The following is a 16,654-nucleotide window of genomic DNA, read 5'->3' as shown; positions in this document are numbered from 1 at the left end:
TCAGCTACCGCCGAAGTGGTTCAGTTTTAGTACCCTATTGCAGCACCAGCGACGGCACGGCTGTCTATGGCGCCATAATAGCGGTTGTCGCCGCCCTTTTCGATGGCTGCCATATCCTTGCCGCCGACAAGAATGCCTGCCGCCTCACCCCAGACCGGCCAGTCAGCGTCTTCTCCAACCGTATAGCCCATGCCGGTGAGCAACCGGATCGTATCCGGCGAAAGCGCGTTCGCTTCCGTATAGACCCGGTCGGGCAGCCACTGGTGATGGATGCGCGGGGCGTCAATCGCTTCCTGAATGTCCATACCGTGATCGATCACATTCATGATTGCCTCAAGCGTGATCGTGATGATGCGCGAACCGCCGGGACTGCCGATGACCATGAATGGCTTGCCATCCTTCGACACAATGGTCGGACTCATCGAGGACAGCGGTGACTTGCGCGGTTCGATGGCATTTGCTTCGCCTTGTATGAGACCGTAGAGATTGGCCACGCCCGGCTTGATGGTGAAGTCGTCCATCTCGTTGTTGAGGAGAATGCCGGTGCCTTCGGCCACTTTGGCCGTGCCGAACGATCCATTCAGCGTATAGGTCACGGCGACCGCATTGCCGTCCTTGTCCACGATGGAATAATGCGTGGTTTCGTTGGACTCCTTGAATTCGGCCGGTTTCAGCGCCTCGCTGACACCGGCGCGATAAGGATCGATACGACTGCGGATTTCTGCGGCATAGGCCTTGCTGGTGAGCTTCTCGATTGGATTGTCGACGAAATCAGGGTCGCCCAACGCCGTGTTGCGATCCACATAGGCGTGGCGCATCGCTTCCACCATCAAACGCGTGGTTTCTGCCGAGCCGTAGCCCAGATAGGAAATCGGATAGCCCTCAAGCACGTTCAGGATTTCGCAGATGATCAGTCCACCGGAAGAAGGCGGCGGCGATGAGACGATGTCATAGCCGCGATAGCTGCACTTGACCGGTTCCAGCTCACGGACCTTGTATTGCTCGAAATCGGCCTTGGCAAGAATGCCGCCATTTTCCTTGCTCGATTTGACGATCAGATCGGCAATATCGCCCTGGTAGAAAGCCGACGTGCCCTTTTCCGAAATGGCCGAAAGCGATTTCGCCAGATCCGGCTGAACAAGCTTCTCGCCCAAGCCAAGCGGCTTGCCGTCTTTCAGGAAGATTTTCGCCGCTGCCGGGTCTTTCGCCAGTCTTTCATTGCCATCAGCAAAGGAGAGAATATCGCCCAGCTCCAGCGTGAAGCCGTCCTTGGCAAGTTTCAGTGCCGGGTCGATCAACTCCTCGCGCTTGCGGGTGCCATATTTTTCGCGTGCTTCCTCAAGGCCAGCCACCGTGCCTGGCACGCCAATGGCGAGATAGGTTTCAGTACTGGCGCCTTCGACGGGTTTTCCATCCTTGTCCAGATACATGGTCTTGGTGGCGGCGAGCGGCGCGCGCTCGCGAAAATCAAGAAAAGTGCTCTTTCCGTCCTTGAAGCGGATCGTCATGAAGCCGCCCCCGCCGAGATTACCGGCCGTCGGATAGACAACCGCCAGCGCGTAGCCGACGGCGACAGCCGCATCGACGGCATTGCCGCCGTTCTTCAGCACATCGATACCGACCTGCGAGGCAAGATGCTGGGCCGTAACCACCATGCCATTCTGGCCTTCTGCTGGCGCTGGTGATGCCGCGTAGGCCGAAGGCAGATGGCCCGCAACGGCAATGACAGCGGCAAGGGAAAGCGATTTCAGTCTGTAATGCTGCCTGTAATGCTGCATATCTTTCCTCCCATGTGTTCTCCCGAATGGGAGTCCGACAACAACGTCCGCAATATCTTGCGCAAAAGCAAGCGGGAGAAATTCTATCCAGCCGAGCTTGCGGATAGAGTGCAGAGAGATGATAATGCGCAGTATTCGGTTCAGATGCTGCCAGAATTGCAGCCGAACCCGAAGCCCTCGCCAGCTCCTTCCGGCCCACTCTGGCCATTTGGGCAATATCACAATTCCATTTCAGACGATGCGATCTCACCTTGCAGGAGAAATCCATGACCTATGCTCAATGCGCATGCGGAAAACTGACGGTAACGCCTCATGAGCCACCACAATTGACGGCCCTGTGCCATTGCTTCGCCTGCCAGCGAAGGACGGGCTCGCCTTTCAGTGCGAATGCTTTTTATTCGATAGACTGTGTTGAAATTTCAGGCACATCGGCAGAATTCGTGCGGACAGCCGAGAGCGGTCGCAAGGTCCGGATGCATTTCTGTCCAAGTTGCGGCTCAACCGTTTATTGGCTGCCCGAAGCTGCTCCATCCGTGATCGGCGTAGCGGTCGGTTCCTTTGCCGATCCGGCTTTTGCCCCGCCCACCCTGTCTGTGTTCGAGCAATCGAAGCACGAATGGGTCTCCCTCGACGGCGTGATGGCACACTTTCCACGCCTGCCGGATGCACTCTAACGTAGAATATCCGAGAGGCGTTTCTGTTCTTTTTCGACGCGCTCAAGATTGAGCCCCGCCAGAAGATCGAGAATATGGGTCTTCATCAAGGCTGCGGCATCGTCGGCTCTGTGCTCTTCGATGGCATCGACCAGCGCATGATGCGCGTCGCTCTGGCAGGTCGTCTCGCGCCGTTCCCAATAGAGCGAAATGATGAGCGAGGAACGCGGCAGCAGATCGCCGACGAAACCCGCCAGGATCGAGTGCCCCGAAATCTCGGCCAGATGCGTGTGAAAAAGCGCCGACAGCATGATCGCCTCGCTGTCACGCCCGGCATGAAGCGCCGCATGCTCGTCGTGGAGATGCTGGCGCAGTTGCTTGACCTGCTCGAGCTTGATGACCTTCGCTGCAAGAGCCGCCACCTGCGGCTCGATCAGCAACCGCGCCTCGAACACTTCGCGCGCTTCCTCGCGTGACGGCTCGGCCACAAAGGCACCGCGATTGGGCTCCAACCGCACAAGCCTGTCATGGGCCAGCGCCTGCAGGGCAGAGCGCACGAAGGCGCGGCTGACGGAATAGATCGTCGCCAGCTCGTCCTCCGGCAGCTTGGTGCCCGGAAGCAGACGATGGCTTACAACCGCTTCGCGCAAGCCATTATAGACCGGAAGCCAGCGCGCATTTCCGCCGTTTTGGTCTGTCGTGTTGGTCGCAGCCAGGTTCATCGTCATCCAATATAAGTTGTTCAAAGGGTGAATGCGATCAGGCGATACAGCATCCGCAAATCCGCTATTTATTCTCTTACATATCGAACACAGGTCCCGCGAGTGTCAACAATGTCGCGAATTCTGATGTACAAACCCGATTGAAATCACCCGAACATCAGTTTTTCTGCCCAATACTCGCGTGAATAGTCAGTTTCGGGGCGAAAAGGGTTCAAAAATACCTTGAAAGCCCTTCATTCGCGGTGGCTGATAACCTCCCAGTTTGGACGTCCGCAAGCCGAGCCCTACAAGGCTTTCGCACAGCTTCACCGCACAGGTGACGCCGTCGATGACCGGCAATCCGTGCTCCCTTGAAAGGGAAGCGGCAAGGTCGGCCATGCCCGCACAACCAAGCACGATGGCTTCGGCATGGTCTTCCCGGATCGCCTTCGCGATCTCGTTCGACACCTTGTTACGTGCGTCCGATCCCGGAATTTCGAGGTCCAACACGGCCACATCGCTGGCCCTAACACGGGCGCAGCGTGATATGAGGCCATAGCGGGAGAGGTTATGCTCGATGGCCGGCACCGAACGCGACAATGTGGTGACAACGCTGAACTTTCCGGCAATCAGGCTTGCCATGTGAAAGGCCGCCTCTCCGATACCGATCACCGGCATGGTTCCGGCACAGCGTGCAGCGTCAAGGCCGGTATCGTCGAAACAGGCAATGACGCAGGCGTCGGCGGTCGGGCGCTTCTGCATTTCCCCGATCATACCGGGAATGGCAAAAACCTCATCGAAATATCCTTCGATACTCGGCGGACCGTCGGCGGGATTGCTTGCGATGATTGTCGTGCCGGCACCTGCCACGCTGCGCGCGGCCTCGCCGATCTTGTGCGTCATCGATGCAGTTGTATTGGGGTTGATGACAAGTATTTCCATTTTCCTCGAACCATCGAAATATTTGTTTTCGTTCTGGATGGTCCAGAGCGTCTTTCGGACACTCTGCCTAATCATTCACCGGACACTGGCGTCAAATCTCGCCGCCCAGATAGAGTTTCTTGACCCGATCGTCTGTCGCCAGTTCTGCCGAATTGCCGGACAGGACGATCTTGCCGGTCGTCAGTGCATAGGCGCGCTGCGAGATGCGAAGCGCCATGCGCGAATTCTGCTCGACCAGAAGAACGCTGACCTTTTCGTCGCGATTGATGGCAACGATAGAGCGGGCGATGTCCTGCACCAGCTTGGGCGCGACCCCGAGAGACGGCTCGTCCAGCAGCAGGAGCTTCGGCTTGGCCATGAGCGCGCGCCCGATGACCAGCATCTGCTGCTCGCCGCCGCTCATCGTGCCCGCGGCCTGCGAATAGCGCTCCTTCAGGCGCGGAAACCGCCCCAGAACCATCTCCAGCGTGTTGGCAATGTCCGCCTTGCTTGAGCGGGTGAACGCTCCCATCATGAGATTGTCGCGCACGCTCATATAGGGAAAGACGCGACGGCCTTCCGGCACCATGGCAATCCCCATCCTGACGATCTCATCTGACCGGGTGCCATCGATCCTGCGACCCTCATAGTGGATCTCACCCTTGCGGATCTTTTTCAGTCCTGTGATTGCCCGCAGGATCGAAGATTTTCCTGCACCATTGGCGCCGATCAGCGCAACCGTCTCCCCTTCCTGAACGCTCAGGGAAACACCTTTCAGCGCATAGACGTGATCGTAATAGAGTTCGGCATCGGAAACTTTGAGAAGCTCTGCCATGGTCAGTATCCAATCGTTTCGTCTTCTGCGCCGAGATAGGCTTCGATCACCTTCTCGTTCTCCTGGATTTGCTTCGGCGTTCCTTCCGCGATCTTCTGCCCGAAATTGATGACGACGATCCGGTCGGAAATATTCATCACTGCCGGCATGTCGTGTTCCACCAACAGCACCGTGACACCCCGGTCACGGACCGCGCGCACCATTTCCACCGCCTTGACGGTTTCGTCGTGGTTCATCCCGGCAAAGGGTTCGTCCAGAAGCAGGATCTTCGGTTCCGTCGCCAGACCAATGGCAATGCCAAGCGCCCGGAGATGGCCGTGTGGCAGATTCTGCGCAACTTCATCCCGCTGCTTCCACAGGCCCAGAAACTGCAGGATTTCATCGGCGGAACGCCCGAATTCTTCCTGATCCCGACGGGCAAGGCTTGAACCCACATAACAACCGAGAAAACTCGCCTTGGCGCGCAGATGGTGACCGACGATCACGTTGTCGCGCACCGTCATGCCCTTGAAGATCGTGGTTTCCTGAAAGGTGCGCACCACGCCCTTTCGTGCCACGATATGCGGCGCCAGACCCGATATGCGCTCGCCCTTGAAGCGGACCTCGCCAGTCGTGGGATTGAGGAATGAGGCGATCAGCTTGAACAGCGTGGACTTGCCCGCGCCGTTCGGCCCGATGACCGACAGGATTTCCTTTTCACGCACCGAGAAGGAGACATCGTTGACCGCCACCAGACCGCCGAAACGTTTGGTCAGGTTCTTGACTTCCAGAAGATTGCTCATGATCCCGCTCCCTTCTTTCCGGTCAGTCTGAGGCTGAGAATGCCATTGGGCAGGAACAGCATCAGGATGATGAGAACACTCGAGAAGATGAGCAGCTGGAACTTGCCGGTCTGGAACAGGAAGTCCCAGCCGAAATAGAGAACGAAGGTTCCGATGATCGGGCCGAACACATAGCCAAGTCCGCCCAGGAAGCAGTTGAGCATGAAATTGACCGAGTCCGTGACGGTGAAGCTCGACGGGTAGATCGACTGCGAGATCGCAACGAACATCGCGCCGCCAAGTCCGCCGAGAAACGACGAGATCGCATAGGCCAGCACACGCAGATTGGTGATGTTGACGCCAATCGACGAAGCAAGCTCCTCATTCTGTTGCAACGACTGGCAAAGACCGCCGATGCGCGAATTGATGAGGCGATAAAGTCCGGCAAAGCACAGCACCATCAGCACGATGGAGACGAAATAGAAGGCTGCGCGTGGGTTCTGCAAGGTTGCGAAATCCGGCAGGATGGTCAGGCCGAACAGCGATATGCCGCCCGGCATCGGGATGCTGACCATGCCCTTGGCACCATTGGTAATAGGCAGCGCCATTGCCAGAAGGCGGGCAACTTCCGTCAGAACCAGCGTGACCATGGCGAAATAGACGCCACGAAGCCGCAGGATGGGCAGGCCTATCAGGATGCTGGCGAAAGCGCAGAACAGCCCGGCAAGCGGCAGCGTCAGCCAGAAGGAGACGCCATATTTCACCATCAGAATTGCTGAGACATACCCACCCATGAGGGCATAGGCGCCCTGACCGATATTGATGCGACCGATATAGAAGGTGAGCCATACCCCGCCGCTGACGATGGAGAGAAGCGCCACAGAAGTCAGCGTGTAGTAGAGGTCGTGTCGTCCGGTTGCCTCGATCAGGACCGGAATACCGATGAAGATCAGGGCCAGAAATGCAGCAACGCCGATAAGCTTTGTTGTCTTTGTCATGATTGCCCCCTCAACCCCACGGTTTGCCCATGAGTCCGTTCGGACGGATGCTCAGGAACACCATCAACGCGGCGAAGATGACGAGATAGGTGATATCGCCATAGGAGCGCAGTACCGTCAGGCCGACGGATTCCATCATGCCGAGGATGAAGCCACCGGCAATCGCGCCGCTGACGACGCCTGCACCGCCAATCATCACCATCATGAAAGCCTTGATGGAAATCGCGCCGCCAATGCCGGAATTGACGCCGGTAATGGCGACCAGCAATCCACCGACCAGACCCGCAAGCATTGCTCCCAGCGCGAAGCCTATCATGGAATAACGGTCGACATTCACGCCCATCAACTGCGCGGCCACGCGGTCCTGGGCGAGCGCGCGCATGGCACGACCTGGTTTTGTGTATTGCATGAAAAGAACGAAAGCTGCGATGAAAACCACGGCAAGCACACCGATCAGAATGCGGTCATAGGGCATAATCAGCCAGTCGGACACGAAGACGCCGTTGACGATCTTCGGCACGCCGCGCTGCTTTTCACCGAACAGAAGCAGGATTACCGCGTCGAGGAAAAAGGCGACGGCGGCGGCAAGCAGCATCGTGCTTTCATCACGCAGACTGCGCTTGATGACCGGCCGGAAAAGAAATTTTTCGATCAGCGCGCCGACGATCATCAATGTGATGGCGGAGGCCAGAAGAGCGACAACAAACGGCAGGCCGAGTTGCCCGTAAACCGTATAGGTGACGAAACCGCCCAGCACATACATCTGGCCGTGGGCGAAATTGAGGACGTTCATGAGTGCGAAGATCAGCGTCAGACCCAACGCGATCAATGCATATTGCGCACCCAGATATAGCCCATTGGCTATTACTTGTTCCATGGAGGCAGACTCCCTCGTGCGAAGCATCGGACCCGCTTTCAACAGGCCCAAAACTCCGTGACAGTTCATGACGATTGGGAGGCCCGAAGCAGAAGTACCCCCTCTTCTGCTTCGGGTTGTTCAGGTCGATTTGTTAATCGACCTGACCGACGAAAAGCGTTTCGAACTTGCCGTCCTTGTATTCCGTCACGACCATCGGAATGCCGATCTGCCGCTTCTGCGTGAAAGACGAGGTGCCAACGTAAGTCAGCTTGGAACCGTCGCCATCACCCTTGACGAAAGGATTGGGCGCGGAGAACGTGTCCATGGTCTTCTTGAATTCCTCGACATTATCGACCGCCGCCGGATTGGCCTTCAGCGTTTCCACGATATATTCAAGCGCATAGACCTTGGTGTTGGACTCGTCATTATACTCGCCGTAAGCCTTGGTATAGCGGTCGACGAATTCCTTCATCGCGTCGGATGCGATTTCCGGCGTGGAAGCGCCGCCAACCGAGATGAAGCCATTGGCGAGTTCGCCCGCGCCTTCTTCCAGAACCTTGGCATCCTGTGCGGTTTCGGTGGAAATGAAACCCTGATAGCCAAGCTCACGCGCAGCGCGGATGAGCAGCGGCGCATTACCAGGCGCAACGCCCGAGAGAACCAGCAGGTCCGGCTTCTGCATGACGATCGGCGTCAGGACCGGCGTGAAGTCACGCGTATCGTTCTGATAGGCATCATTGGTCGAGACGACTTCGAGACCGAGCGCCTTGGCGGCTTCAATACCGCTATCGCGCTGGCTCAGGGGATCGGATTCATTGGCAGCCACGAAGGCAACCGTCTTGATGCCCTTGTTTTCCTTCAGATACTTATAAATCGCCGGGCCGGACTGGTAATTGGCGATCATGCCAAGAACAGCGTTGGATGCTGGCGGCGTATAGAGTTCCTTCGGGAAGGAATAAGGAAAATAGATGATGCCCTTGGCTTCCGCGACAGGGCGAACAGCGGCGGCACCGTCATCGACATTCGGGCCAACCACATAATGGACGCCTTCCTGCGCCATCTTTTCCATACCGGCGATGGCGCGCTTCGGGTCTTTCTGGTCATCGAAGGTGACGATTTTGATCTTGTAGATATCATCGCCGATCTTCACGCCGCCCTGCTCGTTGAGCCAATCAGCACGAACCTGCATCGAACGGACATTGGATGTGCCCCAGGCCGCCGCAGGACCGCTGGTGACACCGACGAAACCGATCTTCAGCTCCTTGTCCGCAGCCTGGGAGGCCGATGCGGACATGAGCGCAAATATAGAAACGGCGCCTAGCGCCGCAGTCTTAACAACTGCGCGTCTATTGATCATTTTAGTTCCCCTTACTTAGCTTTATCTTTCCCTCATTTGGCGGGGAAAGAATATATTGAGCTAAACACGCAACCGAAATATTGTCAACAATCCGAATATTTTTAATAAACGATCTGAAAGCGACGCGTCATCAATTCCCGAAGCTTCGGAATAGAAAAAGGTGCGCCGGAGACCAACGCACCTTTTGAAATGACAGGCTGAAAACCGGTTTAAACCCTTGCCTGCAATTGCGCAAAATGGGCAAGCATCCGGTCGGGGGCAGCCTTGATGCCACTGAAAAGCTCAAAAGCGCCGACCGCCTGAAACACGGCCATACCACCCCCGTCGAGCACGCGGCATCCGCGCTCCCTGGCAAGTTGTACCAGCGCTGTCTGTAGAGGGAAATAAACAATGTCGGAAACCCAGAGGTGCGGCTGCACCAGTTGAGGCGCAAGCGGCAGACCCGGATGCGCATCCATTCCCGTCGGCGTTGCATGGACCAGCCCGGACGCGCCTGCCAGTGTTTCCGCCAGATCAGCCCCGGCAATGAAACTGCATTGCGGCTGCACCGAGACAAGCTTGCCGATTACCGCGTCGACCTTTGCGGCATCGAGGTCGAAGATATGGACCTCGCGCGCGCCCATTTCCGCCAGCGCATAGGCAACGGCGACACCTGCCCCGCCTGCCCCAAGCAGCACGACACGTTCCAATGATGCGCCCGGCAGACCTCGGCGAAACCCTTCCGCATAGCCCCACCAGTCGGTGTTGTGACCGATGCGCCTGCCATCGGAAAACACCACCGTGTTGATCGATTGCAGGGCCAAGGCATGGGGCGAAAGTTCATCGACCAGCGCCACCGCAGCCTGCTTGCAGGGATGCGTGATATTGAGCCCGGCAAATCCCGCAGCTTCGGCATCCTCGACAAGTACCGGCAGATCACGTGCCGAACGTCCGTTTTCGGCGATGTCGATAATATCGTAGCGATAGGCCAGCCCTGCGGCCTCACCTTCCCGCATATGCATAGCAGGCGAGAGCGAACGCTGAATATTTGCGCCGATCAGACCCACATGCACACGACGCTTGGTCACTTCACTTCTCAATTCTTATTCTCCGCAGGATCGGACCACGCCGACCCTCGTTATTCAGGGCTTTTCAAAAGGGCGATGATCGTGTCGCTGATCAGGCGGCGATGCCGCGCCTTCACGTCGGACGCCATCAGGTCGGTGCCGAAGATCGCGCCGAACGTATGTCTGTTGGACACACGAAAAAAGCACTGCGCGCTAATCAGCATATGGAGGTCCAGCGCAGAAATGCGCCGTTGAAAGACGCCCTGTTCACGACCGCGCTCAAGGATTTTCTCGATCGTTTCCAGAATGGTTACATTCTGGCGCGACAGAACATCGGAGCGCTCCATATGTTCGGCACGGTGAATATTTTCCACCGCAACGAGCCGCACGAAATCCGGATTGGCATCGTCATGGTCGAAAGTGCTTTCCACCAGGCTGCGCATGGCGGATTCCGGGTCCTGATCGTCAAGAGACAGCGAGCTTTCAAGCGTGCGTATCTTGCCGTAGGCCCGTTCCAGCACGGCGAGATACAGCCCGTCCTTGCTACCGAAATAATAGTAGATCATGCGCTTGGACGTGCGGGTCTGCGCCGCGATTTCATCCACGCGCGCGCCGGAAAACCCCGATGCCACGAACTCCCGCGCCGCAATATCGAGAATGTTCTCGCGCGTTGCGTCGGGATCGTTCTTGCGCGGCTGCGCCTTGGCGAGTGCCTTTGCCATAGTCCTCCCCTTCAGCGTTCAGAGTGCAGCAGCACTTTTCGGCATGCCCGCCGGGCGCATGTAGCGTCGCAGCGCCGCAATGCGGAAGATCGCATTGGCTGCCCCATATCCCTTGTAGCCTCGCCTTTGCACGACTTCGAAAAAGAAGCCCTGATCGTCGGTGGGGCTATAAAGCTGGAAATATTCCCCGCTCTCGTCGCGATCATAAAGCACGTTTGCGGCCTTGAGCCGGTCGGTGAATTCTGGATCGAGACCGAGACGCGCTTCCAGATCGTCATAATAATTCGGTGAGATTTCCAGCGTGTGGAAGCCGTTGTCGCGCAAGGCCGCAGCCGTCGCAGAGATATCGTCCGTCGCAAAAGCCAAATGCTGGATGCCCGACCCGAAGGTTTCAGCAATGAAGCGACCAGCCAGCGTGCGGCGGTTTTCCGCGCCGTTGAGCGTGATGCGCAGCGTTCCCTCGTCGTTTTCCACCACCTGACTGCGCACGACACCGCCCGGATCGACGATATCGACCATGGGCGACTTCCGCGATTCCGTGAGCGAGGTATAAAAGAGCAGCCAGGTCAGAAGCTCATCGAACTTCATCGTCTGGGCAACGTGATCGATATGGGTGAGGCCGACACTGACACCCGTTTCATTGCCTGCAACCGGCTCGAACTCGATATCGAAGATACGGCCGAGATCGGTCTTCTCATCGAGGAAATAGACCAGCCCGCCGCCAACGCCACGAATGGCAGGCATACCGATTTCACCCGGATCGAGCGGTTGCTCAAAACTTTCCGCGCCCATGGCAAGCGCGCGGGCATGGGCTTCAGCCGCATCGTCAACGACCAGCCCCATGGCATAGGCAGCAGTGCCATGAACGGCATAGGCCGAGCTGGCAAAGCCGCGCGTATCCGTATTGATGACGAGGTTGATGTCGCCCTGCCGGTAGAGCGCCACATCTTTCGTGTGATGCTTGCCTGCAAGCTTGAAGCCCAGTGCACCAACGGCGGAAACCAGCCTTTCGGCATCATCGGCATGGGTAGCAAACTCGACAAAGCCGACGCGATGCACCTTTGCGCGGGGCGGCATGGCGGCAACCGTCAGCTTGTTGTCCGGCTCGACCCGGCGAACCTGATCGCCAAGATAGACCAGCGAACGGCGTCCGTCGGCGGCGATGGTGGCCGGCGATCCGCCACGGAACTGGTCGTTGAAGATTTCAAGCGAGAAATAGCCGTCATAGCCGGTCGCAGCCACCGCGCGCATGAAATCCAGCACCGGCAGGTCGCCCTCGCCCGGCATGTTGCGATAATGGCGGCTCCAGTAAAGCAGATCCATGTCGATCAGCGGCGCATCGGCCATCTGGATGATGAAAAGCTTGTCCTTTGGAATGGAGCGGATCGAATTCACGTCGATCTTGCGTGCCAGCGTATGAAAACTGTCGAGGATGAGGCCGACATTGGGATGATCGGCACGGCGCACGATCTCCCACGCATCGCGGTGGTCGCTGATATTGCGTCCCCAGGCGAGCGCTTCATAACCGACGCGCAGATTGCGCCGCGCCGCCCTTTCGCCAAGCTCGCGAAAATCGTCCGCGGCGCGGTCGATACCGCCAATGGCGGCTGGCGACACGTTGGAACAGACCAGAACGAGATCGGTGCCCAGCTCCTGCATGAGGTCGAACTTGCGTTCCGCCCGATCGAAAGTGCGGCTGCGCAAAGGCTCCGGCATACCTTCAAAATCACGGAATGGCTGGAAAAGCGTGATCTCCAGGCCAAGGTCGCGCACCATCTGGCCCACCTGACGCGGGCTTTCGTCAAAGGTGAGAAAATCGTTCTCGAAAATCTCCACCCCGTCGAAACCGGCCTTGGCGATGGCCCCCAGTTTCTGCTGGAGATCGCCACTTATGGAGACGGTTGCTATCGAAGTCTTCATGTCACGCTCCTGTCTCCGGCCAGACCGGAGTTTTCCGCTCAGAACCGGGCAGACCTGCCCGGAACCATCTTGTTTCGTATCGGCCCGGATATAGAGCCATACCGGCTTAATTCCCGCCGCGCACCTTCTTCAATTCGGCAAAGAGTTCATCGACCGTTTCCGCACCGATTTCGGCAGTAAACTTTTCGATGATCGGCTTTACCGCATCGCGCAGGCGCGCGGTTTCTTCCGGCGTCAGTTCAGTAACCTGCATTCCGGTCTTCTTGATCTCGTCTAGCGCCGTCGCGTCCTGCTCACGCGAAACCTTGCGCTGATAGTCGCGCGCCTCGACGGCTGCCTGTTCGATCACTGCCTTTTCCTCGTCGTTGAGGCGGTCCCAGAACTTTTTGCTGATCATGACGATCTGCGGATTGTACTGGTGGCGGGTCAGCGTCAGATATTTCTGCACTTCATAAAATTTGGCATTGATAATGTTGGCGTTGGGATTTTCCTGCCCGTCGACCGTGCCGGTTTCAAGCGCCGTATAAAGTTCGGTATAGGGCAGCGGCACCGCATTGGCACCGAGCGCATTGAACAGGGCAACGGGAACCGGCGATTGCAAGGTGCGGATCTTCAGCCCGGCAATATCCTCCAGTTTCGCAACCGGATGGCGATTATTGGTCAGATTGCGGAAGCCGAGCTCCCAATAGGCAAGCCCTACCAGCCCCGTATCGGGCAGGCGCTTCATCAGATTGGTGCCGAAAGGCCCATCCATGACCTTGTCGGCTTCCTCGCCGCTATTGAACAGGAACGGCAGATCGACCGCTTCGAATGCCTTGACGGTGCTGGACAGGATGCCCGCATTCATCACCGTCATTTCCACGACGCCGCCCTGCAAGCCGGAAAGCGTCTGCGGGTCGCTGCCCAGAACACCGCCGGGGAACAGTTTCACATTGATCTGCCCGCCGCTCTTTTCCTTCACCAGCTCGGCAAATTTCTCCATGCCTGTGACCTGCGGGTGGCCCTTGCTGTTGGCGGCAGCAAACTTGATCGTCTGCGAACGGATTTCAGCCATGGCCGTGGTGGTCATCAGGGCCAGGGGCAGCACCATTCCCAGCGCCATCGTCTTCAATATTTTCTTCATGTCTTCCTCCCACTCAAAAATTCTGTCTTTGTCTTTACGCATGTCTCGATCCCGAAACCGGTTTCCACTTTCGGGAGACATGCTCCAATTTAATGGAACCAGCCCATTGGCACCGTCACCAATTGCGGGAACAGCACCATCAGGAAAAGCACCACCAGCTGCGCGATCAGGAACGGCATCACGCCCGTCATCACTTTTTCGAACGGCAGGCGCGCGACGCCGCACACCACATTCAGCACCGTGCCGACGGGCGGGGTGATGAGGCCGATGGAATTGTTGATGATGAACAGCACGCCGAAATAGACCGGATCGATTCCCGCCTCCTTGATGATCGGCATCAACACCGGCGTCAGGATCAGGATTGTCGGGGTCATGTCCATTGCCATGCCGACAAGAACAACCATGAGCATGATGGCAAGCAGCAGCAGCGTCTGGTTATCCATCAAAGGACGCACCAGTTCAGCCAGTTCACCCGGCACATCGGCAACCGTAATCATCCAGGCCGAAACGCTGGCGCTCGCAACGAGGAACATCACCACAGCCGTTGTCTTCGCCGCGTCCACCATGGCCGGATAGAGCCGCGAAAGCGGTAATTCCCGATAGATCACGGTTGCCACGAACAGCGAATAGACGGCGGCAACCACGCCCGCTTCCGTTGGCGTGAACACACCGAAGCGAAGGCCGACAATGATAATGACCGGCAGCATCAAGGCCCAGATACTGTCGAGGAAAGCCCGCATCCGTGCACCGGGTTCGGCCTTCTTCGGCAGTTGGAACTGTTCGCGACGCGCAAGGATGAACCATGTCACGCACAGCGCGACGGCAATCATCAGGCCGGGAAAAATACCTGCCAGAAACAGCTTGGTGATCGAAACGCCGCCGACCACGCCAAACAGGATGAAACCGATGGATGGCGGGATGATCGGGGCGATGATCGATGCGGAGGCGATCAGCCCGGCAGCACGGCCCGGCTCGTGTCCGGCATTGCGCATCATCGGAAACAGCAATGCGCCGAGCGCCGCCGCATCGGCGACCGCCGAACCCGAAAGGCTTGCAATCACACAGGCCGCAAAGATCGCGACGAAACCGAGACCGCCGCGCACATGCCCCACCATGACCAGCGCCAGATTGACGATGCGACGCGACAGGCCGCCCGCATTCATGATTTCCCCGGCAAGCAGGAAAAAGGGAACGGCCATCAGCGGAAAACTGTCGGCACCGTTCAGCACGTTCTGCGCCACGATCTGGGCGTCGAACAAATCCATATACATCATCAGTGCCGCACCACTGATGATGAGCGCAAAGGCAACCGGGACGCCAAGCGCCATTGGAACCAGAAGAGCGGCAAGAAAAATGAGCAAAGTCATGATCGGTGCCCCTATTTACGGTCTTCATCGGTCGAGACGGGCGTGACATGCTCCTCGCTGTCCGTCACGAAATGCGTTTTGGCGACGTCGATTCGCCCGGTTGCGATACCGAAACCGTTCCACGCGATGATCAGGAGTGCAGGGACGGCAAAGGCCAGTCCTGCGCCGTAAAACCAGCCCATCGACATACCCGTCGCCGGAGCCAGCGTCGGAATATTGATAAGCGTCTGCGTCCAGCTTCCCGAAAGAACGAGCCATGTCGCGCCAAACATCATGATATGGCCAGCGACCAGCGCGATGCGCGCGCCTGCGGGCGACAGGCGGCGCACCAGAGAATCCACGCCCAGATGCGCATGGTCGCGCATGGCGACCACCGCGCCAAGAAAGGTGAGCCAGATAAAGAAGATGCGCGACAGTTCTTCTGAAACAGTTATGCCCTGATTGAAGGCGTAGCGCAGTACCACATTGCCGAACACAAGCACGACCATGCAGCCAAGAAGGCAGGCAATGGCGAACCGTGCCGCGGTAAAATAAAAATCGACTAAAGCTTTCACGTTCCTCCTCCAGGCCTCCTCCAGGCCTCATCCAGACGCATCGCTTGCAGACTGCTGCCCCTTTTCGGGTTTCGGGTGAAAGCGACGCGGCATCACCGGCAGGATGCGCCGTGCATCCGAGGTGAAACTTCGCTTTCCCCACAGTCCTTGACCGATTCCGGGCCGACCATCGCAATGAAAGGTGCGTCAGAAAACCATTCCGGCTCCCCGCTTTGCCTCATCGCGAGCTGCAATCCAATCCTCCTCAGTCCATCCCACTTCAGAACTGAATCGCATCGGTCGGCTGCGCCATTCCTTTAAAATGTACTAACTGGTTAGGAAGTCAATCGCTTCTGTTCAAACAGGCGCATGAAAGGCTTTCATTCCATGAATGTCAGGAATGTTCCATCTGGTTCAAAATAGCAGATTTCTGTACTGAGCGCAGGCTATTGGAGAAAATCAGCCGCCGTTCACCAGCGCCAGAATGAGCTGCTGGACATTGCCGCCATTGCCCATCTCTATCCTGTCGAAGGCGCGGCCCTGAGCACGCTGGACGTCCACCATATCGGTGATTTCCTTGATCAGCACCTTGCGGATTTTCTGGCATTTCGGGTCGTTTGGAACCGACAGGCCAACAGTCCGGCGCACGATCTCGCGTGTCATGTCCTTGGCATGGTCGCCATGCACAAGCTCGTGCTTGCGGATGCCTTCGAAGAAAGTCTCCCAATGTTCCTTCACCGGGGAGGCAAGTTTCTGCGAGGGCTTCGGCAGCGTATAGGTGATCTTCAGCTTCGGCGTGGCCGACAGGATCGTGCAGGCATTGTTGGAACGGTCGAACTGCCGGTCCCAGGTTAAAACATAGCTGGTATGGGCGATGACGCGGGTTTTGCCACCGCCGATCTTCGGGCCACGCTCACCGATGGATTCATAAAGTTCGGGACCGGTTTTCCCGGCAATTGCGTAGGTCTTTATTTCCTCGACGGGTTTCCAGTTGTCTTCTGCAAGTGCAGGTGCCGCCACCAGAATCCCAAGGAATGCGAATGCTGCCGCTTTTTTCACGCTTGCCCCGATCCATCGATT

At 57.6% G+C, this 16,654-nt stretch carries 16 protein-coding genes; 1 reads left to right on the top strand and 15 read right to left on the bottom strand.

Going from position 1 to position 16,654, the window contains the following annotated elements; genetic code table 11:
• Nucleotides 1-26: 26 nt before the first annotated feature.
• A complete protein-coding gene (ggt, locus tag HWX93_RS15315; protein WP_176037851.1) occupies nucleotides 27-1,778 on the bottom strand; it encodes a gamma-glutamyltransferase in 1,752 nt (583 codons plus the stop codon).
• A gap of 266 nt (nucleotides 1,779-2,044) precedes the next feature.
• Here ggt and HWX93_RS15310 point away from each other — a divergent pair, with 266 nt between their 5' ends.
• Nucleotides 2,045-2,452, top strand: a complete 408-nt coding sequence (locus tag HWX93_RS15310; protein WP_176037850.1) for a GFA family protein — start codon at nucleotides 2,045-2,047, stop codon at nucleotides 2,450-2,452.
• Here HWX93_RS15310 and HWX93_RS15305 read toward each other — a convergent pair.
• The 14 genes from HWX93_RS15305 to HWX93_RS15240 all read right to left on the bottom strand — a co-directional run bounded on the left by HWX93_RS15305 (nucleotide 2,449) and on the right by HWX93_RS15240 (nucleotide 16,633).
• Nucleotides 2,449-3,153, bottom strand: coding sequence for a GntR family transcriptional regulator (locus HWX93_RS15305; RefSeq protein ID WP_176037943.1), 705 nt, complete (start codon nucleotides 3,151-3,153; stop codon nucleotides 2,449-2,451). The genes HWX93_RS15310 and HWX93_RS15305 overlap by 4 nt on opposite strands.
• 189 nt (nucleotides 3,154-3,342) lie before the next feature.
• Nucleotides 3,343-4,074, bottom strand: a complete 732-nt coding sequence (locus HWX93_RS15300) for an aspartate/glutamate racemase family protein (protein ID WP_109988327.1) — start codon at nucleotides 4,072-4,074, stop codon at nucleotides 3,343-3,345.
• Between the two features lie 91 nt (nucleotides 4,075-4,165).
• Nucleotides 4,166-4,888 carry an ABC transporter ATP-binding protein gene (locus tag HWX93_RS15295; RefSeq protein ID WP_176037849.1) on the bottom strand — a complete coding sequence of 241 codons (723 nt, stop codon included), beginning with the start codon at nucleotides 4,886-4,888 and terminating at the stop codon, nucleotides 4,166-4,168.
• Nucleotides 4,889-4,890: 2 nt separating this feature from the next.
• The gene (locus tag HWX93_RS15290; protein WP_176037848.1) at nucleotides 4,891-5,670 is read right to left on the bottom strand and encodes an ABC transporter ATP-binding protein; all 780 of its coding nucleotides are present in this window, start codon (nucleotides 5,668-5,670) and stop codon (nucleotides 4,891-4,893) included.
• Nucleotides 5,667-6,647: a branched-chain amino acid ABC transporter permease gene (locus HWX93_RS15285; RefSeq protein WP_176037847.1), complete on the bottom strand. Its 981-nt coding sequence runs from the start codon at nucleotides 6,645-6,647 to the stop codon at nucleotides 5,667-5,669. The genes HWX93_RS15290 and HWX93_RS15285 overlap by 4 nt, the downstream gene beginning before the upstream one ends.
• Nucleotides 6,648-6,657: 10 nt before the next feature.
• Complete coding sequence (locus HWX93_RS15280) at nucleotides 6,658-7,524, bottom strand: branched-chain amino acid ABC transporter permease (RefSeq protein ID WP_109988326.1); 867 nt, start codon at nucleotides 7,522-7,524, stop codon at nucleotides 6,658-6,660.
• A gap of 133 nt (nucleotides 7,525-7,657) precedes the next feature.
• Nucleotides 7,658-8,863 (bottom strand): ABC transporter substrate-binding protein, encoded by a 1,206-nt coding sequence (locus HWX93_RS15275; RefSeq protein WP_176037846.1) that lies wholly within the window; start codon nucleotides 8,861-8,863, stop codon nucleotides 7,658-7,660.
• A 209-nt stretch (nucleotides 8,864-9,072) separates the two neighbouring features.
• A complete protein-coding gene (locus HWX93_RS15270) occupies nucleotides 9,073-9,930 on the bottom strand; it encodes a shikimate dehydrogenase (protein WP_419190990.1) in 858 nt (285 codons plus the stop codon).
• 50 nt (nucleotides 9,931-9,980) lie between these two features.
• Nucleotides 9,981-10,631, bottom strand: a complete 651-nt coding sequence (locus HWX93_RS15265) for a TetR/AcrR family transcriptional regulator (protein WP_151557472.1) — start codon at nucleotides 10,629-10,631, stop codon at nucleotides 9,981-9,983.
• 18 nt (nucleotides 10,632-10,649) lie between these two features.
• Nucleotides 10,650-12,551: a bifunctional sugar phosphate isomerase/epimerase/4-hydroxyphenylpyruvate dioxygenase family protein gene (locus tag HWX93_RS15260; RefSeq protein ID WP_176037844.1), complete on the bottom strand. Its 1,902-nt coding sequence runs from the start codon at nucleotides 12,549-12,551 to the stop codon at nucleotides 10,650-10,652.
• A 106-nt stretch (nucleotides 12,552-12,657) separates the two neighbouring features.
• Nucleotides 12,658-13,674, bottom strand: coding sequence for a TRAP transporter substrate-binding protein (locus tag HWX93_RS15255; RefSeq protein ID WP_176037843.1), 1,017 nt, complete (start codon nucleotides 13,672-13,674; stop codon nucleotides 12,658-12,660).
• An 89-nt stretch (nucleotides 13,675-13,763) separates the two neighbouring features.
• Nucleotides 13,764-15,041: a TRAP transporter large permease subunit gene (locus tag HWX93_RS15250; protein WP_176037842.1), complete on the bottom strand. Its 1,278-nt coding sequence runs from the start codon at nucleotides 15,039-15,041 to the stop codon at nucleotides 13,764-13,766.
• A gap of 11 nt (nucleotides 15,042-15,052) precedes the next feature.
• On the bottom strand, nucleotides 15,053-15,595 hold the full coding sequence (locus tag HWX93_RS15245) for a TRAP transporter small permease (RefSeq protein WP_176037841.1): 543 nt from the start codon (nucleotides 15,593-15,595) through the stop codon (nucleotides 15,053-15,055).
• A gap of 438 nt (nucleotides 15,596-16,033) precedes the next feature.
• Nucleotides 16,034-16,633 carry a DUF922 domain-containing Zn-dependent protease gene (locus HWX93_RS15240; RefSeq protein WP_109988241.1) on the bottom strand — a complete coding sequence of 200 codons (600 nt, stop codon included), beginning with the start codon at nucleotides 16,631-16,633 and terminating at the stop codon, nucleotides 16,034-16,036.
• Nucleotides 16,634-16,654: the final 21 nt, after the last annotated feature.

Origin of the sequence: Brucella tritici, assembly GCF_902825325.1 — a bacterium.
Lineage (GTDB): Bacteria > Pseudomonadota > Alphaproteobacteria > Rhizobiales > Rhizobiaceae > Brucella.
This window is presented reverse-complemented; position numbering and strand designations above follow the sequence as displayed.

Bases quoted from the DNA above. Each gene is read 5' to 3' on its own strand.
- HWX93_RS15295 (WP_176037849.1), bottom strand. From the start codon at position 4,888: ATGGCAGAGCTTCTCAAAGTTTCCGATGCCGAACTCTATTACGATCAC.
- HWX93_RS15280 (WP_109988326.1), bottom strand. From the start codon at position 7,524: ATGGAACAAGTAATAGCCAATGGGCTATATCTGGGTGCGCAATATGCA.
- HWX93_RS15285 (WP_176037847.1), bottom strand. From the start codon at position 6,647: ATGACAAAGACAACAAAGCTTATCGGCGTTGCTGCATTTCTGGCCCTG.
- HWX93_RS15260 (WP_176037844.1), bottom strand. From the start codon at position 12,551: ATGAAGACTTCGATAGCAACCGTCTCCATAAGTGGCGATCTCCAGCAG.
- HWX93_RS15290 (WP_176037848.1), bottom strand. From the start codon at position 5,670: ATGAGCAATCTTCTGGAAGTCAAGAACCTGACCAAACGTTTCGGCGGT.
- HWX93_RS15255 (WP_176037843.1), bottom strand. From the start codon at position 13,674: ATGAAGAAAATATTGAAGACGATGGCGCTGGGAATGGTGCTGCCCCTG.
- HWX93_RS15310 (WP_176037850.1), top strand. From the start codon at position 2,045: ATGACCTATGCTCAATGCGCATGCGGAAAACTGACGGTAACGCCTCAT.
- HWX93_RS15300 (WP_109988327.1), bottom strand. From the start codon at position 4,074: ATGGAAATACTTGTCATCAACCCCAATACAACTGCATCGATGACGCAC.
- HWX93_RS15275 (WP_176037846.1), bottom strand. From the start codon at position 8,863: ATGATCAATAGACGCGCAGTTGTTAAGACTGCGGCGCTAGGCGCCGTT.
- HWX93_RS15250 (WP_176037842.1), bottom strand. From the start codon at position 15,041: ATGACTTTGCTCATTTTTCTTGCCGCTCTTCTGGTTCCAATGGCGCTT.
- HWX93_RS15305 (WP_176037943.1), bottom strand. From the start codon at position 3,153: ATGAACCTGGCTGCGACCAACACGACAGACCAAAACGGCGGAAATGCG.
- HWX93_RS15265 (WP_151557472.1), bottom strand. From the start codon at position 10,631: ATGGCAAAGGCACTCGCCAAGGCGCAGCCGCGCAAGAACGATCCCGAC.
- ggt (WP_176037851.1), bottom strand. From the start codon at position 1,778: ATGCAGCATTACAGGCAGCATTACAGACTGAAATCGCTTTCCCTTGCC.